The following is a 23203-nucleotide window of genomic DNA, read 5'->3' as shown; positions in this document are numbered from 1 at the left end:
GGAGCAGTCCAAGAATAGACGATATTTGTCTAGGAGAGTGGTGGCAGTCCATTTAGCATCTCTAAATTACTGAAAGCAGTTCACTGCTTTCTATGAATTTGCACGAAAAAATGCCCGCATTTCTCTGCGAGCTCACCACATCTTTCAATAACATGAGTTTCTGGCTAAGGAAGTGCGCTGAATAAATCAAATATGACTTTTCTTAACCACTGGTTACTGCTCTGATGATGACAAGAGGTATGCCAATATTGCCGTACAGGATAAGTCGGGAAGTCTAAGGGTGCTTGTAATATTTTCAGATTACCCCGCGAGAGTAAAACTTCACTGAGATAATAAGGAATCGTGGCAATAGCATCAGTTTCCTGTACCACCAGCCCAACACCCAGATAACTTGGCAAGGTCATTAAAATATTACGCTTTAGACCTCGGCTGATTAATTCATTTTCAATGTGATAATGACCAATACTAGTATCTACATCGACATGCGATTCCCGAATATAGGTTTCAATATCGAGATGGTCAGATTGAATTCGTGGATGATCCTTGCGGCTAATCACCACATAATATTGGGAAAATAATTGTTGCTGATAAAAGCCTTGATCAAACTCTGGTAAAAAGCCAATCGCTAAATCAATTTCACCATTCGCCATCTGGTAGCTGGTTTCACGGCTGATTGGGCGAACTTTTAATCGAATAGAGGGAGCATATTGTTTTAAGTATTTGGCGAGTTTTGGCAACAACACTAGATGTGACACATCGGTCATGGCAATACTAAATAACTGATCAGACTGATTCGGAGTAAAATCAACTTTAAAATTATTCACACTTTCAATCTTGCCAATAATTTCACTGATTGGAGAAAATAATTGCTTAGCCAACTCGGTTGGTACCATTTCATTGCCCACGCGCAAAAATAGTGGGTCATTAAAATGTGTTCTAATTTTATTAAGACAGTTGCTCACTGCCGGCTGACTCAGCCCCAATGTTTCAGCCGCCGCAGAAACGTTCTTATATTTGTAAATATAATAAAAAATCTCAAGAAGTTTGCTGTCTAGCTTAAACATGTCAATTATTCCATAATCACAATATGCTTTTCTTAACTGAAAATTTCGAAATACATTCATTTGGGAGGATGATTGTATCGAATATTTATATTATTACATGCCTTTTTTAGTACTGTAAGTTATATCTTACAAGCATAGAGGATAATGTCCCATATTCAAGCTGGGTCAAATTTCTTATTCTGAACTCATTGAGGAACAGGATGTTCCGGAACATCAAACAAAAATAATAAGTTCTCGCATCAGGAACGTGAGGGATGACAGGAGTTGACCCTAAACGTAAATACGGAAAAAGCTCAGGCAGGATGTCTGGGCTTTTTTCATTTAGATCATCCATTTGGATTCAATCGTTGGATCGTGCTCTATTCGGAACCAGATAACATAATCAATAACAAATCAAGAATGCCTAAGCCGAATTTTTAGACAAGGTGCAAGCATTGACGATATTCTGGCATTTATAAAGGACACGGCATGTAACGTTATAAGCACTAAGCTTTTGTTTACTAATTACGTTCAAAACTATATTTTTTCCTTAAAAACTAATCTATGCAGGGATGCTGAAACAGCGACTTACATACCTTGATCGTGTTGGAAACCAGCTATTTTTGATTTTTTAGACATTTATTTTTGAATTTAACTTGCTGTTTTTATTAATTTATTCAATATATTGGATTATTTTTATTTTGGTCAATTGAGCTAACTTACTGCATCTTTTGGGTCTTCAAACCACGATTTATTTTGGGCCGCAAGGCATGTGGTTAGGCAAGACTTGCGGCAACTTTCAGTTATTTTTTGTAGACGGTACTTAAACACAGACCGCTTGTGCATGCAGATGATGGGCCTGACATTTATTAATTAATGGCACACCAGTAACTTGTTGAATCTGTTCAAAACTCACACCATCCGCAAGTTCGATCAACTCAACACCTTGAGCAGTAATATCCATTACACCAAGATCGGTAATAATTCGGCTCACCACAGATTTACCAGTGAGAGGCAGGCTACATTGCTTGACGATCTTTGGCGTACCATCCTTGGCGCAGTGCTCCATCAAAACGACGACTTTCTGGACGCCAGCCACCAGATCCATCGCGCCCCCCATACCTTTAACCTTTTTACCCGGAATCATCCAGTTCGCCAGATCACCAGTTTCAGAGACTTCCATTGCACCCAGAATGGCGATATTGACATGCCCACCACGGATCATGGCAAACGATTCTGCACTGGAGAAAAATGAAGCACCCGGACTCGCAGTAACAATCTGTTTACCCGCATTGATCAAGTCGGCATCTACTGTTTCAGCAGTAGGAAACTCGCCGATGCCGAGTAAACCATTTTCTGACTGTAACCAGACATTAATGTTGGCAGGAATATAGTTAGCGGCCAGAGTGGGTAGGCCAATCCCCAAATTGACGTAGAATCCATCTTGTAGTTCTTGTGCGGCACGTTGTGCCATTTCATTACGAGTCCAAGACATAATTACACAACCTCCGCTTTTAAAGTCATTTGTTCGATGCGTTTTTCAGGATTTGCATTCACGATAATGCGATTGACATAAATGCCCGGCAAATGGATTTCATCTGGATCCAATTCTCCAATTTCGACCAGTTGCTCGACTTCTGCCACAGTCACTTTCCCAGCCATGGCACACATCGGGTTAAAATTACGTGCGGTTTTACGGAATACCAGATTACCGGCTTTATCTGCTTTATAAGCTTTGACAAGAGCCACATCTGCGGTTAAAGAATGTTCTAGAATATATTCTTTGCCGTCAAATTCACGCACTTCTTTACCTTCTGCAATTAAAGTGCCCACACCAGTCTGAGTAAAGAAAGCCGGGATACCTGCACCGCCAGCACGCAGCTTTTCTGCCAGTGTGCCTTGCGGAGTCAGTTCAACCTCAAGTTCACCACTTAAATACTGGCGTTCAAACTCTTTATTCTCACCGACATACGACGAAATCATTTTTTTAATCTGTTTGGTTTCCAGTAAAAGCCCTAAACCAAAGCCATCGACACCAGCATTGTTGGAAATACAGGTGAGTTCTTTGGCACCAGTTTCTTTTAAGGCAGCAATCAAGGCTTCTGGAATCCCGCATAAGCCAAAACCACCCACGGCAAATGTTTGACCATCATTTACGATGTCTTGGAGTGCATCCGCTGCACTTTGAAATACTTTATTTGACATATTGTTTTCTCTACTTATTTTATTGTTCCAGCATTGTGCTGAGCATTTCCTCATCAATAACGGCTATGAGTACGAAACCGTATTGTTTAAGCGCAGCGAGTTTGCCAGTAAGCATTGGCATAATGGGATGGATTGTCTCGCTGTAGCACCTGACTAATATTCTGGCTAGCTTGCATCAGGGCGTCCAGATTCAGTCCAGTTTCAAATCCCATATGTGAGAGCAGGTAATATAAGTCCTCGGTAGAAACATTGCCTGATGCTCCTTTGGCATAAGGACAGCCTCCCAATCCTGCAATCGAGGAATCAAACACCCTGATACCATGCTGTAAGGATTCATAAATGTTGGCGATGGCCATGCCATAGGTATTATGAAAATGTCCAGCCAGCACCGAAGCATCAAGCTCCGCCAGACAAGCCTGCCAAACTTTTTTTACCCGATCTGGGGTTGCTGTGCCAATGGTATCTCCGAGAGAGACTTCATAGCAGCCCATCTCATAGAGTTTTTTCACCACCTGTGCAACCTGACGAGGATCAATCGCGCCCTCATAAGGACAGTCAACAATACAAGAGACGTAGCCACGCACTCGGATATTACTGCTTTTGGCAGCCTGAAAAATATCGGCAAACTTGTCAAAACTTTCAGCAATCGAGCAGTTGATGTTTTTGTGGGTAAAGCTTTCTGATGCTGCGGTAAACACAGCAACTTCCTGACAATTAACCGCTTTTGCTGCTTCAAATCCCTTGATATTCGGCGTGAGCAGACTAAAGCTGATATCCGTATTTTGGGGTAACATGGCGTATAGTTCATCACTGTACGCCATCTGGGGTACCCATTTGGCAGAAACACAAGAACCCACTTCAATTGAACGCAGACCAGTTTTCATCAAATCAAGAATTAAGTCACAGCGTTGGCCAATCGTTAAAGGCTGTTTTTCATTTTGCAGGCCATCGCGTGGCCCGACTTCGACAATTTTGACAAATTCACTCATGCTACAGCCTCCTCAAAAGGCTGGAATTCCAAAAGTTCATCTCCAGCTTTGACTTGGTCTCCCACTTGGAAGTAAGCAGAGGTGATAATGCCGTCACTTGGTGCTCGAATAGAGTATTCCATTTTCATTGCCTCCAGTGTCATTAACACTTCGTCTTTTTTCACCTCATCATTTGCTGTAAATAACACTTGGGTAATCACGCCCGGCATAGGGGCTTTCAGGTTACTATCATCTGTGCCACTATCTTCTTGAGCATAATCTGGATTGATATATTCAAACTTATAACTTTGACCTGATTTAAACAGGGTGAGGTGTTGATCTTGCTGACTAAAAGCCAATTTTTGTTGTTGGTTATCCAGATGTACATGTACGGTATTTTGATCCAGCAATTTACCCGAAATTCGGTAGGATTGTTGCAGGTACTGGGCAGTAAAACCTTCTTCTTCTACAGTGAACTGTACTTTGATTGTCTCAGGACCATATTTCAATTCGATATGATACTGACTACTGACGTTTAAGCGCCAAAGTGGCTGTGCCTGCCAGACTGCTGCAACAGTTTGTGTATTTTTCTTAAACAGTGTCAACAGTTCAATAAATGCAGCAAAGATCACAAGTTTGGCATCAATCTTTAGCGCTATATTGAATAGGAAATTATGCTCGCGCTGGATAAGGTTCGTGTCTAGTTTTGCTTGTTTGAAAGAGTTACTGAGTACTAAACGGTCGAGGAAAGCAATGTTGTTGCCCAAGCCGTCTACATGAAACTGACTTAAGGCATGGTGCATCTGTATCAGTGCAGCCTCACGATTTTTGCCCCAAACGATTAATTTGGCAATCATCGGGTCATAATAGGTCGTGATTTCATCACCTTCAACAATTCCGCTATCAACACGAATCGCTGCATTTTGTTCCGGATAGTGTAGATAGCTGATTTTACCTATAGCAGGCAAGAACCCCTTTCCTGGTTCCTCCGCATAAACACGCGCCTCAATGGCATGACCATGAATCTGTAATTCATGTTGCTGTTTAGGCAAAGGTTCTCCAAAGGCAACGCGCAGTTGCCACTCTACCAAATCTTCACCCGTGATCATTTCTGTGACTGGATGTTCAACCTGCAAACGCGTATTCATTTCCATAAAATACGCTGTACCATCTTGCTCTACAATAAACTCGACTGTACCAGCACCAACATAATTTACGGCACGTGCCGCATCAATTGCAGCCTGACGCATAGTGGCCAGTTTATTGGATGGCATTTGTGGTGCAGGGGCTTCTTCCAGCACTTTCTGGTGGCGGCGCTGTACTGAACAATCACGTTCAAACAAATGCACATAGTTGCCATGAGTATCACCAAATACTTGCACTTCAATATGACGTGGCTGTAACACATAGCGTTCAATTAATACATCATCATTACCAAAGCTGGATTTGGCTTCACTTTTACACGAGGAAAGGTGGCTCAAAAAATCTTCAGCACGGTCTACAAGACGCATGCCTTTACCACCGCCGCCAGCACTGGCTTTGATCAGGACTGGATAACCGATCTGGTCAGCCTGTGCTTTCAGAAAAGCAGCATCCTGATTATTTCCATGGTAGCCAGGAGTTAAAGGTACACCAGCTTTTTCCATCAGCGCTTTCGAGGTTGCTTTCAAGCCCATTGCCAAAATTGCATCCACTGGCGGGCCAATAAACACGATATTATTTTTCTGGCAAGCAAGGGCAAACTGGTCATTTTCGGACAAAAAACCATATCCTGGATGGATGGCCTGTGCACCGGTATCCAGTGCCGCCTGAATGATTCGATTGATCTGTAAATAACTTTGTGTTGCAGGAGCCTGCCCAATATGTACAGCTTCATCAGCTAATTTGACATGTTGCGATTGTGCATCGGCATCAGAATACACAGCCACTGTGGCGATCCCGAGTTTTTTCGCGGTACGGATCACACGGCAGGCAATTTCACCACGGTTAGCAATTAAAATTTTCTCAAACATATCCTTATTCCTTATTTTTATGCTGATGGAGTAATCCACGTCGGGCTTTGCTTATTCAAAAAGGCATTTAAACCATCTTTCGCCTCAGATCCTTGGCGAACATGAGCAATATGTTGTGCAGTCTGTAAAAGAAGTTGCTGCGTTAATTCTTTTTGATCGACCAGTTGAATCAGCTGTTTCGATGCGGCTTGGGCCTCTGGACCACCCAACAGCAAAGCTTGTACGATTTCATCAACTTTGTGATCTAGTTCATCTGCTGTTGTGATTTCATGTGCCAAACCAATATTGAGCGCTTGCTCTGCTGAAATCCGTTCTGCTGTCAGGAAATAACGTGATGCCTGACGAACGCCAATGGCACGAATTACATATGGGCTAATGGTTGAAGGTGCTAAACCTAAACGCACCTCGGAAGTTGCAAATTTAGCATCTGTGCTGGCGATACAAATATCACAGGCTGATGCCAGCCCCATACCTCCACCAAAGGCTATTCCATGCACTCGGGCAATCGTTGGCTGTTTTAAAGTGGCCAAACTATGTAACATCGTTGCCAGTTTCAAGGCATCTGCTTCATTTTCTGCCTGAGATGCTTGTCCGACATGTTTCATCCAGTTCAAATCAGCTCCCGCAGAGAAACTTTTACCACGTCCCGCCAGAATGACCACGCGTACATCATCACGGTCATTTAGCTGGGTAAAACAGTGATGTAATTCTTCGATCACCTGAGTGTTAAACGCATTATGTAGTTCTGGGCGGTTTAACCAGATATAAGCCACTTGGTCGCGGTGTTCGAGTTGTAAAAATTGATAGCTCATATTGCACCTCTTACATACGGAACACGCCGAATTTAGTTGGCTGGATGGGTGCATTCAAGGCTGCAGCCAGACTTAAACCAAGCACATGGCGGGTTTGTATCGGATCAATTACACCATCATCCCACAGGCGGGCAGAGGCATAATAAGGATGGCCTTGCTTCTCAAATTGATCACGGAACGGTTGTTTAAACTGATCTTCTTGTTCTGCTGACCAAGTTTCACCGCGCTGTTCAATTTGATCGCGTTTTAATGTTGAAAGTACGCTCGCGGCTTGTTCTCCGCCCATCACAGAAATACGTGAGTTTGGCCAAGTCCATAAGAAACGTGGTGAATACGCACGACCACACATCCCATAGTTACCTGCACCAAAAGAACCGCCAATAATTAGCGTGAGCTTAGGCACATTCGCATTAGCGACCGCCATCACCAGTTTGGCACCATGCTTGGCAATACCATCATTTTCGTACTGGCGTCCCACCATAAAACCAGTGATATTCTGAATGAATAACAGTGGAATATTGCGCTGGGTACACAGTTCAATAAAGTGCGCACCTTTTTGTGCCGATTCTGCAAATAGAATCCCGTTATTAGCAATAATCCCAACTGGCATACCGTACAGTGAGGCAAAGCCAGTCACTAGGGTCGAGCCAAAACGAGCTTTAAACTCATCAAAACGTGAACCATCAACAATTCGTGCAATGACTTCCCGAACATCAAACGGTTTACGTGCATCACTAGGTATCACACCATAGAGTTCTTTGGCATCAAATAAAGGAGCTTCAATATTTTCGTCTAGTTTTTGAGGTTTTTTATTGAGATTGGCCACGACATTACGGGCAAGTGCAATCGCATGCCGATCATTTTCTGCCAGATAGTCCGCCACACCAGACAATCGGGTATGTACATCCCCCCCGCCTAAATCTTCGCTGCTGACGACTTCACCTGTTGCCGCTTTTACCAAAGGTGGGCCACCGAGGAAAATTGTACCTTGATTACGTACAATAATGGTTTCATCGGACATGGCTGGAACATAAGCACCGCCAGCGGTACAACTTCCCATCACGACAGCGATCTGAGCGATGCCTTGGCTCGACATACGGGCTTGATTGTAGAAAATACGACCAAAGTGATCGCGATCCGGGAACACTTCATCCTGAAGTGGAAGGTAAGCACCACCCGAATCGACTAGATAAATACAGGGTAGATGGTTCTGTTCCGCAATTTCTTGTGCACGTAAATGCTTTTTTACTGTGAGTGGGTAGTAGGTTCCGCCTTTGACTGTAGCGTCGTTGGCAATGATCATACACGTCACCCCATGTATGAGTCCGACACCTGCGATTACACCTGCTGCGGGAATATCATCCTGATAGACTTTATAGGCAGCTAATTGACCAATTTCGAGAAAAGCTGTTCCTGGATCGATCAGGTGATCAATTCGCTCTCGTGGTAATAATTTACCGCGCGCCAGATGTTTTTCGCGGGCGACCTCGCCTCCACCCAGAGCAATGTGCTGTGTCACATTATTGAGATCATCTACCAGTGTTTGCATGGCTTGCTGGTTAATTTTAAAGTCTTCACTTCGAATATTTATTTTGCTTTTTAATTGATTCATAGAGAAACTTCCTTGCTATTTTATTTTTCGGGTTGATTCGAGTTATGCCGTTTCATTAAAAATTTCACGACCAATCAACATACGACGAATTTCAGAAGTTCCCGCACCAATTTCATAGAGTTTGGCATCACGCCATAGACGTCCAGTATTGTATTCATTGATATAACCATTACCGCCCAGGGTCTGGATTGCTTCACCAGCCATCCATGTGGCTTTTTCTGCTGCATATAAAATGGCACTGGCGGCATCTTTACGCAGACCACGGTCATGATCCAACTGATCACAGGCTGCACCCACTGCATAAACCAAGGCTTTACATGCCAACCAGGTTGAATACATGTCGGCAATCTTGCCTTGCATCAACTGGAATTCACCAAGGGCTTGTCCAAACTGTTTGCGGTCGTGAATGTAAGGAATGACTTCATCCATACAGGCATCCATAATGCCGAGTGGACCAGCACTTAATACAGCACGTTCATAATCCAGACCACTCATCAGGACTTTGACGCCATTGCCGATGCCGCCAAGGACATTTTCCATTGGGACTTCAACATTATCGAAGAACAGTGGATAGGTGTTCGAACCACGCATCCCGAGCTTGTCGAGATGTGAACCATGGCTAAAGCCAGGCATATCTTTTTCAATCAGGAAAGCTGTAATACCTTTCGAACCTGCATTGATGTCGGTTTTGGCATATACCACCAAGACGTCTGCATCACCGCCATTGGTGATCCACATTTTTGAACCGTTCAGGATAAATTTATCGCCTTTTTGTTCTGCACGTAGTTTCATGCTGACGACATCCGAACCAGCATTCGGTTCAGACATTGCTAAAGCGCCTACATATTCACCAGAAACCAGTTTTGGTAGGAAACGCTGTTTTTGTTCTTCATTACCATTTCGATTAATTTGATTCACACATAGGTTAGAATGTGCACCGTAAGATAAGCCAATTGCTGCTGATGCACGAGAAATCTCTTGCATTACAATAATATGGGCCAAATATCCAAGATTGGTACCGCCATATTCTTCACCCACGGTCATGCCGAGTAGGCCCATATCGCCAAACTTTTTCCAGAGATGGGCAGGGAAGTGGTTGTCATGGTCAACTTGGCGGGCGATGGGTGCAATTTCCTTTGCGCAGAAAGCGGAAACCGAATCACGAAGTGCGATTAACGTTTCATCGAGACCAAAATTTAAGCTTTTAAGATTCATTTCTTCATTCATCCTGGAGGTTATATTTGTTGTTCCATAAGCATTTTTGCTGTGCTTGATTTTTACAATACAATCTTTTTTTAAAAAAGTGAATCAATATTCACAAAATGATTTACAATTCATTTTATCTGGTTGAGAATAAGCCTATGAGTGGTTACAAGAGATCTTCATTGATGCAGGACCGAATGGAACAAAATCGTAAAGCGATTTTGCAATCCGCTCGTGAATTGATTGCACAGGGAGGATTGAAAGATGCACAGATCCACGCGATTGCCGAACGTGCCGGTGTTTCCAGTGGGTTGGTCTACCGTTACTTTGAAAATAAAGGGCAGATCCTCGTTGAAGTGTTATCGGAAGCGATTAAGCAAGAGGTACAGATTTTAGATGCCATTGCAGCGGGTCCGCTTACACCGAAAGATAAACTGCACAAGGCAGTAACGGCATTTGTAAAACGTGCATTGAATAGCCCTCAACTGGCGTATTCACTCATGTTCGAACCGGCTGATCCTGCGATTGAACATGAGCGTTTTCGCAGTAAACAATTTATTAAGCAGAGCATGAAAGAGATTCTTGCCGAAGGGAAAGTGACCGGTGAGTTTGGATTTGAAGATTTGAATACAGCAGCCTTATGTGTCGTGGGAACCATGACCTTTGTTGTAATTGAACCTTTAAATCCATCTCGGAATGTGATGTTTGATCAGTCTTACCGTGATTATTTTGTCAAACAGATCGCCGATTTTTGTGTCAATGCAGTCAGCGTAAAGGAGGAAATTTAATTTAATCATCACAAAAACAAATAGATGACAGTTTGGAAATAGTCACAACAACAAAATTAAAGTGTGCAGTAAAAATCAGAATTACAAAGAATCAAGGAGATGGATTCAATGACACAGTCAAAGTTAAGTTACGCCTATGGTGCGAGTAGTCAGCCATTATTGGGCATGACAATTGGTGAGAAGTTTGATCAAGCTTGTCAGCAATATGCCCATAATGATGCAGTGATTAGTGTGTATCAGAATAAGCGTTTAACTTATCAGGAATTACAAGCACAGGTGAACGCCTTTGCTTGTAGTTTGCTCAAATTAGGACTAATGAAAGGGGATCGTTTGGCGATTTGGTCGCCAAATTGTGTGGAATGGACGATTACACAGTTTGCGGCTTTTAAAGCAGGCATTATCTTGGTCAATCTCAATCCAGCTTATAAAAGTAATGAGTTGGAATATGTATTGAATAAGGTCTCTTGCAAAGGACTGGTTATTGGTTCGCAATTTAAAACCACGAATTATCAGGCTATTCTTACCCATATTGCTCCTGAATTACCGCACGCTGTCAATAAAGTCCTATTCTCAGAGTGTCTACCTTATCTTAAACATGTCATTAAAATTGATCAGCAAGAACATCCAGGTATCCACCGCTTTGACGACCTGTTGGTTACCCCAAGTCAGAAGCAGCTCGATGAGCTGGTCAGCATTTCCAATGAACTGCAATTTGATGAAACGATCAACATCCAGTTTACTTCCGGCACGACAGGCAATCCCAAAGGCACCATGCTGACCCACAATAACATTTTAAATAATGGTTATTTTGTCGGTGAAGCGATTCATCTGACTCCGCAAGATCGTGTGTGCATTTCTGTACCGTTATTCCATTGTTTTGGCATGGTGATGGGTAACTTGGCCTGTCTAACACATGGTTCAACTATGGTGTATCCGGCGGCTGTATTTAACCCGATTGACACCCTCAAAACGATTCAGAATGAAAAATGCACGGCAGCCTATGGTGTGCCAACCATGTTTATTGCCATGCTAGAACAGGACAGCTTTGAAGATTTCGATCTATCCAGCTTGCGTACCGGTATTATGGCAGGAAGCCCATGCCCGCGTGAAATCATGCAGCGCGTGATAGAACGCATGCATATGTCGGAAATCACCATCTGCTATGGTATGACAGAAACAGCACCGGTAAGTGCCCAGACGCATATTGATGATTCAATTGAATGTCGAGTCGGTACGGTAGGGCGTGTGCATCCACATCTGGAAATCAAGATTGTGGATGAGCAGGGCAAAGTGGTTCCGCGCGGTTCACTCGGTGAGCTTTGTGTACGAGGTTATTCCGTGATGCTCGGTTACTGGGAAGATGAAGATAAAACCAAAGAAGTCGTTGATGTTGCCAAATGGATGCATACGGGTGATATTGCCGAAATGGATGATCAGGGTTTTGTCAAAATCAAAGGCCGTATCAAGGATATTGTGATTCGTGGCGGTGAAAACCTGTTCCCGAAAGAAATTGAAGACTTCCTCTATACCCATCCGGATGTCTCTGACGTACAGGTGATTGGTGTACCAGATGCCAAATATGGTGAAGAACTATGCGCCTGCATTATTTTACATGGTCATCACACCACGACGGAAGAATGTATTCGTCGTTATTGTGCAGAACATATCTCGCATAACAAGGTGCCGCGTTATGTACGGTTCTTCACCGAGTTTCCAATGACCACTTCTGGTAAGACACAAAAATTTAAATTACGCGAATTGATGCGTAAGGAATTACATCTGGAAGAAGTGGCTTAATTCATCCTTTAGCTCTTTTGAGCCAATCTAATCCCTTTATTTCTGTAGTACATGCTACGGAATAAAGGGGGAATTGCCAATTTTAATAATAAGTTATCAATATTCAGGGAAAAAGTATGCAATCAAGGAATGACTGGACACGTGAAGAAATCCAGCACTTATATGAACAACCCTTTTTAGATCTGCTTTTTCAGGCGCAACAAGTGCATCGTGCACATTTTCAGCCTAACCAGATACAGGTGAGCACTTTACTCTCGATCAAAACTGGAAAATGCCCAGAAGACTGCAAGTACTGCTCACAATCGGCTCATTATGATTCTCAGCTGGAAGCTGAGAAGCGTATTGCGGTAGAAAAAGTCGTTCAGGAAGCGCAGATCGCCAAAGCTTCTGGTTCTTCACGTTTCTGTATGGGGGCAGCCTGGCGAAATCCACATGAACGTGACATGCCGTATGTACTCGAAATGGTCAAAGAGGTCAAAGCCTTGGGACTGGAAACCTGTATGACCCTAGGCATGCTGAATGCGTCGCAGGCAGAACGCCTCAAAGATGCTGGGCTGGATTATTACAACCATAATCTAGATACCTCTCGTGAATATTATTCTCATATCATTAGCACCCGCAGTTTTGATGACCGTTTAAATACTCTTGATCATGTACGTCAGGCAGGTCTGAAAGTTTGTAGTGGCGGCATTGTTGGGCTAGGGGAAAACCAGCAGGATCGTATCGGTCTGTTGCATGAACTCTCGACTTTGCCCATTCATCCCGAATCTGTCCCGATCAACATGCTAGTTCCAATTGCAGGTACTCCCTTGGCAGAGCTAGAGCGACTCGATGTGACAGAATGGATACGAACCATTGCCGTGGCACGTATTCTCATGCCAAACAGTTACATCCGCCTCTCTGCAGGACGTGAATCATTAAGCGATTCGGATCAGGCCTTGGCTTTTATGGCAGGTGCCAATTCAGTGTTTTCTGGGGAAAAACTGCTGACTACGCCAAATGCAGGTGCAGGACAAGATCAGCGGTTATTTAAAAAATTAGGATTGCAGGTGGAAAAAACTCGACCAACCATTGCTCAACTCGGTATTGATGCAATGGCTTAGGTTCCACATGCTAGTTTCATAAAATTTATCTTATAACCGATTGTATTGAATAAATATTCTGCAATGAATTAATTTTTAGATATTCGCATAAACTCAAAAATAAATTAGATAAATCATATGGTTGTGTATTTATACAGAAAACCAATCATCACTGATTTAGCACATATTTATGAATGGAATATCAATAAATCAAAACAATAAGCAACGTGGCTTATACTTAAAATGGAGTTTTATATGAAAGGATCAACTAATTTTCTGTTCAAAAGCGCATTGAGTTTTGCAACATTAATATTTGTTTCTCCAACTTATGCTGCGGTAACGGAAGAACAAATTGCTAAACTTGAGCAAGAAATTCAAGAATTGAAAGTTATGATGCAAAAACAAAAAGAAGCAGATCAAGAAGAATTAGCCAAAGTAAAAAAAGCGACTTCTGCATCTCCTTTAAATCTCACGCATATGACGACCAAGGGCGGTGCTGAATTTGAATTTTATGGCAATATTCGTGCGGATGCCACGTATCAGGTCAAAGGCCCTAGCGCAATGTTTAATAACATCAGCACAGTACCTTTAGAACATACCGCTGCAGAAACAAACAATGCCGATAAATTTCAAAGTTCGCTGAATGCCACCCGTTTGGGTTTTAATTTTAAAGCACCTACAAGCTTGGGGCACGATATAGGTGGCAAGATAGAAATGGATTTCTTGGGAGGCGGTACTCGAGATACATTTCGCATACGCCATGCCTACATCACTTATGATCACTGGTTAATCGGCCAGACATGGTCTAACTTTAATGCCGTAGAATATTTTCCTGAAACTGTAGATGCTGCATTGTCAGTAGGCGGTTCTTTAACACGTATAGCGCAGCTCAAATATTCCAATGCGATTAATCCACACATGAATTTTGCAGCCAGCTTGGAAGATCCTAAATCTGAAACAGTCACCACCACAGGAACACAAAATTTTCAAACTGACCCTAATGCAAAACTAAAACTTCCTTCATTGACAGGACGACTAAATTATAAATTTGATAATGGTTCTGTCGTTTCTGGACGAGCTTTTGTCACTCAAAAAGCAACTACGTATGGAAACCATGATGAATTTATTGCATGGGGTGTTGGTTTAGGTGGGAAAATTCAGTTAACACCAACGACATTACTCCGTGCTGACTATAATCATATTTTTGGTGATACTAAAAACCTATTATGGACGAACTATGCTTATGTGTTTGATAAGCATGGAGATATAAAACCAAATGAATTTGATGCTGTTACAGTTGGTTTGACCCAGCAGTTTACGCCCAAAATAAGATCAACCATAGGTCTTGGTTACATGCGTGCAAATACCAATAATTCATTTGCAGGATTAGTCCACGATGACCATAGTCAGAATAAACAATTAATTGAAGGCTGGATTAATGCTTTTTATAACCCTGTTAAACCAATCAACATTGGAATTGAATACATGTATGGGCAACGCCAGACTTTTGACAATAAAGATGGTCTAGATAACCGAATCAATGCGACCATTATTTATGATTTTTAATTTAATCAGCGTTGTTATATTAAAAAGCATTTAACTTGCTGGCTTGTTAGATTCCCAAGAAGAATGACCAAGCCACGAATTATCGTATAACAGTCAAAATGCAAGGTCACAGGCAATTTTTGATCTGCATGACCTTGTCGAACTATATGAAAATCAATCAATAAAATAAGGATATTTATGCCAGCCTATTACCAGTTACTTGGCCGCGAACAAGATGAACAAGGCATAACGACTGCACACTATCGTTCTACCCTTCATAGTCAGGGCGCATGGAATGCCCATGAACAGCACATGGCACCAGCCACGGGGATTATGTGTACTGAACTTGAACAGTTTATGCCCAGAACTGACATGCGCATTGGTCGAATTAGTCTGGATATTTGGGGGCTGATTGCTTTTGGCGAGTTTTCCATACAAACCCGGCTGCTGCGCCCAGGAAAAACCATTGAATTGATTGAATCAACCATGCAGGCCCAAGGTAAAACCTGTATTGTGGCGCGCGCCTGGCGCATGATGACGCAGGATTCCAGTGAGATTTCCGGATTGGAAGATGACAAGGTCGCGCATCCGGAAAAATTACCGGTATGGACTGGCATGCAGTCCTGGCCGGGTGGTTTTATTCAAACTCTGGAAGCACGTGCCGACGAACGACGCCGGTCAGGTAAGGGCATTGTCTGGCTGCATAATGATACGCATATGGTTGAAGGGTGTAATACAACCGATTTTGTCCGTCTTATGGGGATGGTTGATACCGCCAATGGTGTCGTACCTCGAGATCAGACATCTAAAGCAAAGTGGGCGTTTCCTAATTTGGACTTGCAAATTCATTTGTACCGCTGGCCACAAGGTCAATGGTTAGGCTTGGAAGTTGTACAGCAATACGGTCATGATGGCATTGGCCTGACCAGTAGTATCTTGCATGATGTACATGGCCCTTTTGGTCGTAGTGAGCAGATTTTAACTTTGCGAAAAATGGATGCCTAGGCATTCATTTTTTTGGGTATGATTCGATGCAATCAAACGGTGCCGTATTTTTTAAGTCTAAATAAAAATAATAAATTAATTCGCCCCGCTTAGGTGTAGATTAATAAATAAACAACCTCTAAGCTTTTAACCCGTCGTTTTTATTGTAGATTAACCTGTGTGTCGGCATTCGGTGATGGACTATTGATGCCGCAGGATGAATTTGACGATGACAATACCTCAAAAAAGCACTAGGCAGCAAATACCATCAGGCGTGTGGGTACTCGGTTTTGTCAGCATGCTGATGGATATTTCATCTGAAATGATCCACAGTCTACTGCCAGTATTCATGCTCACGGCACTAGGAGCCAGTGCGCTCGCGATTGGCCTGATCGAAGGCTTGGCCGAGGCTACCGCACTTATCATTAAAATATTTTCGGGTGTCATCAGTGACTATATCGGCAAGCGTAAAGGCTTGGCTGTGATTGGTTACATGCTGGGCGCGCTCACTAAACCGCTGTTTGCTGTAGCACCCACGATTGGCCTTGTGTTGACCGCTCGGCTATTGGATCGTGTCGGAAAGGGAGTTCGCGATGCTCCGCGCGATGCCTTAATCGCCGACATTGTACCAGCACAAATACGTGGTGCGGCGTTCGGTTTGCGTCAGGCTCTTGATACTGTAGGTGCATTTCTAGGACCTTTGCTAGCAGCCGGCTTGATGTTGCTGTGGGCCAATGATTTCCGTGCGGTGTTCTGGGTCGCGGTAATTCCAGGGTTGATGGCGGTCGCATTGCTGTTATTTGGTATACGAGAGCCAGAGCACCAAGAGGTGCCTAAACGCACCAATCCCATTCAGCGGGAAAACCTAAAACGCCTAAGTGGTTCATATTGGTGGGTGGTGAGTATTGGGGCGGTGTTCACGCTGGCTCGTTTTAGCGAGGCCTTTTTGGTTTTACGTGCGCAGCAAAGTGGTGTACCAGTTGCCTTCATACCGCTGGTCATGGTCGCGATGAATCTAGTCTATGCTTTGTCTGCTTATCCGTTTGGAAAATTGTCTGATCGTATGAACCATAAGGTACTGCTGGCACTTGGATTGATTGTATTAATCTCAGCCGATCTGGTATTGGCAATGAATACTCACTGGAGTGTTATGCTGACTGGTGTCGCCCTCTGGGGTGTCCACATGGGGATGACTCAGGGTTTGCTGGCGACAATGGTTGCGGATACTGCACCCGCCGACTTGCGCGGCACAGCATATGGGTTTTTCAATCTTGTCAGTGGCTTGGCTATGCTACTAGCGAGCGTACTGGCTGGACTGTTGTGGGATCGACTCGGAGCATCGTTTACATTTTATGCAGGCGCAACTTTTTGTATCATCACACTCATAGGATTGGTCTGGCAGCCAATCATGAAAATACTGAAATCATAGCTTGATTTGAGGGTATTCTGCTTAAGCAAATTTCCTATGTCTGATGCAAAAACATGACGAAATTTGATGGAATCTAAAAGACAAATTAGTTTTTAGATGAAATGTTGAACAACAACCCTGTATAGAATAAAGCGTGAAACATTGATCAAATCATCAGTGTGCAACCTGATAATGAAATAAAAAAGCCTCATCAGTGATGAGGCTTTAAGTGATATTTAAAAATATTGATTTATATAAAATAAATTTGTGTAAACGTATTCTGTGAGTTGTAGAAAAATTAAAAACTATACTTCATTTTCATAAAGACGATCTTGGCTGAAACTTGTCTCAGCGATGGGATCTGGATTTTTAAAACCATAGATCAATACATACCACATAGCCATTGATAACCAGCATAGTGGTCGTAATTTCTCCGTAACAGGAAAACTAATCAGAATCATGCAGCCAACGCAAATAAGTACACCCCATGTAATCAGTTTGCGCTGTTGCACTATATCCAATTGACTCGTCAAGATCATATAGGACAGCGTCAATAACGGCAAAATAAGTACACCAAAATAATGGCTTTCTGCAATAGGTGTAATCAGTAATGACCAAATTAGAAAAGCACTAATCAAACGTATTTTGTCTAACTGGTTTTGTATACGCATGGAAAAACGATACATAGAGATCAAAGAAAATAAAGCAATGCTTGCAACAAAATAATTAACCCACGCTGCTGGAACAGATAAGGTCAAGAACAGGGCTTCAAATGATTGATTTCGTGACTTGGTCGTATCAAGCAACTGTTGATAGAGATCAGTGTTTGACTGTCGGTCTACATTTGATTCAACAGCCTTTGAACCAACCACATGGAACCAGTTCATATAATCGTTCAATGTCGTATGAAAACCAATTTGTAAAGAAGGCAATAACAGCCCCAGAACAAGTAATGCAACTCCAAAGGCAAAAGCATAATTCCATTTTTTCTTAAATATAAAATACAGGATTAAACTAGCAGGAAAAACTTTAATCAATGTGGCAAAAGCTAATGATATTGCTGATAAAACGACCCGATTTCTTTGGCTATAATAAAAAGTTGCAATAGAAAAGAAAATAACAAATTCAGATGCCTGACAACGCATAATGCCAGACAGTAGCAAAACACATAAGGATAATAAAGGTAAGGCAAAATACAAAAAACGGGTATTTTCTTTAGTTTCAATTCCGAGCATGCGGATGGAAAAGACAAGGCTAAAGTAAATTGCTGTAATTTCTAGAACATACCAAATAAAAGCACCTAAAGCTAAAGGCATTAAACTAAATGGCACCATCCAAATAGCAAAAGGCGGCAGATAAACATAGCGCCAGCCACGGATATTTTGCACATGATAAAGGTCCAGTTGATATAGAATCGCCTTACCGGCTTCTGTATACACGGTAAAATCTGTGCGCTGGATATCATTCCAAGCTACTCTGTAAACTGTTGAATATGCAAAGATTAAAATAATTAATGTAATCAGTACATAATAATAAGTTCGAAATTTTGCCATTAGTTCATGCATCAGTTGGTAGATTAGAAAATAATTTGCTCCGGTATAATCCAATATGAAAATTAAGGATTAATTAATATTTCGTATAGTTTTACGCAAATTTTATTGATTCGCCTCTGATAGCTTTTACGGGTGATATATTGTTGGTTTGTAGATCACAACCACCTCTTTTGCTTAGTGACTTAGGCTGTTCCTAGGCTTCTTTTTATTCCGCATAACGACCAGTATGTTAATTGAGTTTTACCCTAGCCATAAAATTCTTAAATTTCTATACAGCGAGTTGTACAAAAAACGTTTAAAAATTATCCAAATTTTATCCGCAGGAAGTATAGATTTTTTCGATCCTAAAAGTTTGAAAAAGCATATGAAATAGTTAGTTTTGATTAAAAAATAAATTCGATTGGCAAAAGATTCCAGAATCACACATAAAAAATCCGACCTGTTTCCAGCATGAGTTATAGTTTTTGCAGTATATCGCTCATATGAGGGTCATGCCTTTGCTGAATCCTTTTTAGCAGTTTTAAAAAAGGATCTACAAAACGAGAAAAATGGCACATGCAGCCGTTTTTGATTATATCGGGAGATCTGACAATCGAATCAGGCGCCATTTGCATCTTGATGAGATGAGTTCAGAAGCATTTGATGCAGCTCAAAAATAAGGCGACTTCATGTTTAGGAGACTGGGAGTAGTCCAGTCAATACTTCATGCATTACTACAATTCTATTAATTCACAATAATTTAACGATTGCATTAGTCATTGTGAGGTTGAATAAAAAGCTAAGCCTGTAGTCTATATTTGTTGATCATTACATATTTTAAATGAATAGACTCAAAGGCTTAGACGATTGTCTAAAATTGATGTCTGATCAAACAATACTAGCTTAATCATTGAAAATTCATTACATTATTTATTAATGTATAATGACATTGTCATGTATATTTTTTTAAATTTTGCATGATTTTAAAGCTGACCTTTGATCCAAAAGATTAATTTTTTGGGTGCTGTTAACTATTACAGCGTAAATAGAATTCTAACTAACTCACAGAGAGCATATGCTGCAAAAAAACAAATCTATTTTTGTCTTTATTGTTCTCACTGTAGTGATCATGAATATTTTCATAATCACTTTATTGGCTTATACCTTGCACACTTCACGTGAACGCAAAGAAGCTGAAGTTCGGACTAATGTAGAAAATTTAACCTTACTACTTGAAAAAAGCATCAGTATCAGCTCAAGAGAAATCGATCTATCCTTGCATACTCTACAGGCTTATGTAGAAAAAGAATTACGTGATAAAAAACATATAAATAATAATGAAATTAATAACTTAATTCAAAGACAACAAGACTGGATCAGTTATGTGGCGAGAATTAATATCACAGATGAAAAAGGTCAAGTCCAGTTTGGTCATAGTAATATTAGTCCTAGACTGAATTATGCAAATTATAGTTTTTTTAAAGATGCCCAACAGCAAAATGAAGATCAGTTATTTGTCACAAAACTGATGAGAGACCCTAATGGTCAAGGTTGGATTCATCTATTTGTACGACGCTACAATCAGCCTGATGGAACATTTGCTGGCGTTATTACTGCCACATTGCCAGCCAGTTACTTTAATAATCTGATTACGAAACTGAATGTAGGCTCTAAAGGTGTAGTGCTGGTTCAAGACCTGGATATGCGCATTATTGCACGCAATCCGCTGCTCAAAACCGTGAATGGTCAGGTGGGATTTGTTGGTGGTCCACCGGAACTATCTCGGCTGGTTCACTCTGGTATACAGTCTGGCACCATTTATACGCGACGTACCACAGATAAAGTTCCCCGTATTGGTACCTTTCGTAAGTTAAGTGGTATGCCTGTTTTTGTCGTAGTTGCCCTCGCTGAACAAGATTATCTGGCGCAATGGTATAATGACGTGATCAAAGCCGTGTTGTTAGAATTTATCTTTCTCTCGGTGACGACGGTTGCAGCTGGGTTACTTTGGCGTCAAATTCAGGCGAGTTTTTTTGCCAATCGTCGTAGTCAGATATTATTGCGCAATGCACATGATGGTATTCATGTTCTGGATGCACAAGGAAGGCTTACTGAAGCGAGTGAGTCATTCTTTCGAATGATTGGTCATACGCCAGAAGAAGTGATTGGTCAAACGCCATGCTATTGGGATGCCTGTTATAATAAAGCCGAGATTCAAGACCTGATTAAAAATGGTATTCGCACGCCTGAAGGTGTCCGCTTTGAAACTTTTTACTATAATGCTCAAGGTGAAGCCTATCCCGTAGAAGTCAGTTTAGTACGGGTGCATATTGATGACTACGAGGTATTTTTCTGCTCTGCACGCGATATTACCGAACGTAAAAAAGCAGAAGAAAATCAGCGTATTGCATCTGCCGCATTTGACTCCCAAGTTGGGATGCTGATCACTGATCCAAACCTGAAAATTTTGCGTAGCAATCGGGCTCTTACAGAAATTACAGGTTATAGTCAGCAAGAACTGATTGGACAAACTCCTAGCATCCTAAAATCTGGAACGCATGACAAAAATTTCTATGTCACCATGTGGGATCATATCCGTAGTACAGGATCCTGGCAGGGTGAGATCTGGAATAAACGTAAAAATGGAGATATGTATGCACAGTACATCCTGATTGCCAGTGTCCGTGATGAAAAAGGTCAGACAACCCATTATGTCGCATCGATTACCGATATTTCTGCTTATAAAGCGTCAGAAGAAAAAGTACGCCTGTTGGCATTTTATGATTCTCTGACTAAGTTGCCAAATCGCCGCCTGTTTTTAGAACATCTTGAACAGAGCATACAAGATGCAGAAATGAAAAAGCGGCTTGGCATACTGCTGTGTATTGATCTGGATAATTTTAAAGCCTTAAACGACACTAAAGGTCATGAAACAGGGGATCACTTATTACAAGAAGTGGCAGCTCGCCTGTTAGAGTGTGTTGGTGCAAATCATATGATTGCCCGCCTTGGGAGCGATGAATTTGCGGTACTGCTTGATCAGACAAGTGCATCTGAATCAGAAGCCATCCAGCAAGCGGAAATGGTCGCAAAACGTATTTTACAGGTACTTGCTCAGCCATATTTCTTTGAAAACTCAGAATATCGCAGTTCTGCCAGTATCGGGATTAGCCTCTTTGGGATGCAGGCGCATGAAAATGTTCAGGATCCACTTAAACGTGCAGACATAGCAATGTCTGAAGCAAAAAACTATGGTCGAAATACTTATCGTTTCTTTGATCCGCTGATTCAATCTCAGGTTCAGGAACGTGCCGAAATTGATGCTGGACTGCGTCAGGCACTCGAAAAAAATCAGCTTGTGCTGTATTACCAGCCACAAGTGAATCGTGGGCAACAGATGACTGGCGTAGAAGCCTTATTACGTTGGCAACATCCAACCAAAGGCATCATTTCACCTGCCCTGTTTATTCCCATTGCAGAAGAAAATGGCTTTATTATTTCACTGGGCAAGTGGGTGCTAGAAACAGCGTGTCAGCAATTAAGTGAATGGGCCAAGCATCCAAAAACAGCCAAACTCAGCATAGCCGTGAATGTAAGCGCTAGCCAGTTTGCTCGTGATGAATTTGTCCAAGATGTGATCGAAATTCTGGAACGCACGCAGGCTCCAGCACATTTACTTAAACTGGAACTCACCGAAAGCGCCTTAGTGATGGGTATAGAAGATGTTATTGAAAAAATGATGGTTCTTAAACGCTACGGGGTAATGTTTTCTCTGGATGATTTTGGTACAGGCTATTCTTCTCTTGCCTATCTAAAACGAATTCCAATTGATCAATTAAAAATTGATCAAAGTTTTGTACGTGATATTGTGGTCAATTCCAACGACGCTGAAATTGCCAAAATTATCATTGTCTTGACAAAAACTTTTGGAATTTCTGTGCTAGCTGAAGGTGTAGAAACTGAAGCTCAACGTGATGTATTAGAAAAATATGGTTGTTATGATTATCAAGGCTATTTGTTTGCTAAACCGATGCCAATTCATGAGCTTGAGCAATATTTATTGTTTCATCGAACTCAGGATTAAATAGTTGAGTATCTATTGTTAACACAACAACTGTCGTTTAATCTAGATTAATCACCATAAAAAATATTTTTATATTCAGTTGGTTGCTTTTGTTTTCATCTTTTTGAATGGCATATCTTTCAATAGCT

At 41.7% G+C, this 23203-nt stretch carries 16 protein-coding genes; 7 read left to right on the top strand and 9 right to left on the bottom strand.

What is annotated here, in order from left to right; translation table 11 throughout:
• Positions 1 to 164: 164 nt before the first annotated feature.
• From ACX1N5_RS14260 to ACX1N5_RS14225, 8 genes are all read right to left on the bottom strand, one after another.
• Entirely contained in the window at positions 165 to 1064 is a 900-nt protein-coding gene (locus ACX1N5_RS14260) for a LysR substrate-binding domain-containing protein (RefSeq protein ID WP_004749645.1), read from the bottom strand.
• A gap of 802 nt (positions 1065 to 1866) precedes the next feature.
• On the bottom strand, positions 1867 to 2538 hold the full coding sequence (locus tag ACX1N5_RS14255) for a CoA transferase subunit B (protein ID WP_458803152.1): 672 nt from the start codon (positions 2536 to 2538) through the stop codon (positions 1867 to 1869).
• A 2-nt stretch (positions 2539 to 2540) separates the two neighbouring features.
• The gene (locus ACX1N5_RS14250; RefSeq protein WP_458803150.1) at positions 2541 to 3248 is read right to left on the bottom strand and encodes a CoA transferase subunit A; all 708 of its coding nucleotides are present in this window, start codon (positions 3246 to 3248) and stop codon (positions 2541 to 2543) included.
• 86 nt (positions 3249 to 3334) lie between these two features.
• A complete protein-coding gene (locus tag ACX1N5_RS14245; RefSeq protein WP_458803148.1) occupies positions 3335 to 4237 on the bottom strand; it encodes a hydroxymethylglutaryl-CoA lyase in 903 nt (300 codons plus the stop codon).
• Positions 4234 to 6228 (bottom strand): acetyl/propionyl/methylcrotonyl-CoA carboxylase subunit alpha, encoded by a 1995-nt coding sequence (locus ACX1N5_RS14240; protein WP_458803145.1) that lies wholly within the window; start codon positions 6226 to 6228, stop codon positions 4234 to 4236. The genes ACX1N5_RS14245 and ACX1N5_RS14240 overlap by 4 nt, the downstream gene beginning before the upstream one ends.
• A 17-nt stretch (positions 6229 to 6245) precedes the next feature.
• Positions 6246 to 7040 carry an enoyl-CoA hydratase/isomerase family protein gene (locus ACX1N5_RS14235; RefSeq protein ID WP_458803143.1) on the bottom strand — a complete coding sequence of 265 codons (795 nt, stop codon included), beginning with the start codon at positions 7038 to 7040 and terminating at the stop codon, positions 6246 to 6248.
• Between the two features lie 10 nt (positions 7041 to 7050).
• Positions 7051 to 8652 carry a carboxyl transferase domain-containing protein gene (locus ACX1N5_RS14230; RefSeq protein ID WP_458803141.1) on the bottom strand — a complete coding sequence of 534 codons (1602 nt, stop codon included), beginning with the start codon at positions 8650 to 8652 and terminating at the stop codon, positions 7051 to 7053.
• A gap of 42 nt (positions 8653 to 8694) precedes the next feature.
• A complete protein-coding gene (locus tag ACX1N5_RS14225; protein ID WP_116730715.1) occupies positions 8695 to 9867 on the bottom strand; it encodes an isovaleryl-CoA dehydrogenase in 1173 nt (390 codons plus the stop codon).
• A 146-nt stretch (positions 9868 to 10013) separates the two neighbouring features.
• Here ACX1N5_RS14225 and ACX1N5_RS14220 point away from each other — a divergent pair, with 146 nt between their 5' ends.
• From ACX1N5_RS14220 to ACX1N5_RS14195, 6 genes are all read left to right on the top strand, one after another.
• The gene (locus ACX1N5_RS14220) at positions 10014 to 10643 is read left to right on the top strand and encodes a TetR/AcrR family transcriptional regulator (protein WP_171248984.1); all 630 of its coding nucleotides are present in this window, start codon (positions 10014 to 10016) and stop codon (positions 10641 to 10643) included.
• A 108-nt stretch (positions 10644 to 10751) separates the two neighbouring features.
• Positions 10752 to 12440, top strand: coding sequence for an AMP-binding protein (locus ACX1N5_RS14215; RefSeq protein ID WP_458803139.1), 1689 nt, complete (start codon positions 10752 to 10754; stop codon positions 12438 to 12440).
• A gap of 116 nt (positions 12441 to 12556) precedes the next feature.
• Positions 12557 to 13543 carry a biotin synthase BioB gene (gene bioB, locus ACX1N5_RS14210; protein ID WP_458803137.1) on the top strand — a complete coding sequence of 329 codons (987 nt, stop codon included), beginning with the start codon at positions 12557 to 12559 and terminating at the stop codon, positions 13541 to 13543.
• 234 nt (positions 13544 to 13777) lie between these two features.
• On the top strand, positions 13778 to 15088 hold the full coding sequence (locus ACX1N5_RS14205; protein WP_458803135.1) for a DcaP family trimeric outer membrane transporter: 1311 nt from the start codon (positions 13778 to 13780) through the stop codon (positions 15086 to 15088).
• 177 nt (positions 15089 to 15265) lie between these two features.
• A complete protein-coding gene (locus tag ACX1N5_RS14200) occupies positions 15266 to 16072 on the top strand; it encodes a thioesterase family protein (RefSeq protein WP_458803133.1) in 807 nt (268 codons plus the stop codon).
• 208 nt (positions 16073 to 16280) lie between these two features.
• The gene (locus tag ACX1N5_RS14195) at positions 16281 to 17480 is read left to right on the top strand and encodes an MFS transporter (RefSeq protein WP_458803131.1); all 1200 of its coding nucleotides are present in this window, start codon (positions 16281 to 16283) and stop codon (positions 17478 to 17480) included.
• Positions 17481 to 17764: 284 nt separating this feature from the next.
• On the opposite strand, the gene ACX1N5_RS14190 is transcribed toward ACX1N5_RS14195, so the two are convergent.
• Complete coding sequence (locus ACX1N5_RS14190; protein ID WP_458803129.1) at positions 17765 to 19012, bottom strand: glycosyltransferase family 87 protein; 1248 nt, start codon at positions 19010 to 19012, stop codon at positions 17765 to 17767.
• Positions 19013 to 20120: 1108 nt separating this feature from the next.
• On the opposite strand from ACX1N5_RS14190, the gene ACX1N5_RS14185 reads away from it, so the two are divergent.
• Entirely contained in the window at positions 20121 to 23075 is a 2955-nt protein-coding gene (locus tag ACX1N5_RS14185; RefSeq protein WP_458803127.1) for a bifunctional diguanylate cyclase/phosphodiesterase, read from the top strand.
• Positions 23076 to 23203 lie beyond the last annotated feature (128 nt).

It is taken from the genome of Acinetobacter sp. ANC 4636 (assembly GCF_054454555.1).
Note: the sequence above shows the minus strand (reverse complement) of the source record. Positions and strands in the feature narration are given on the sequence as shown.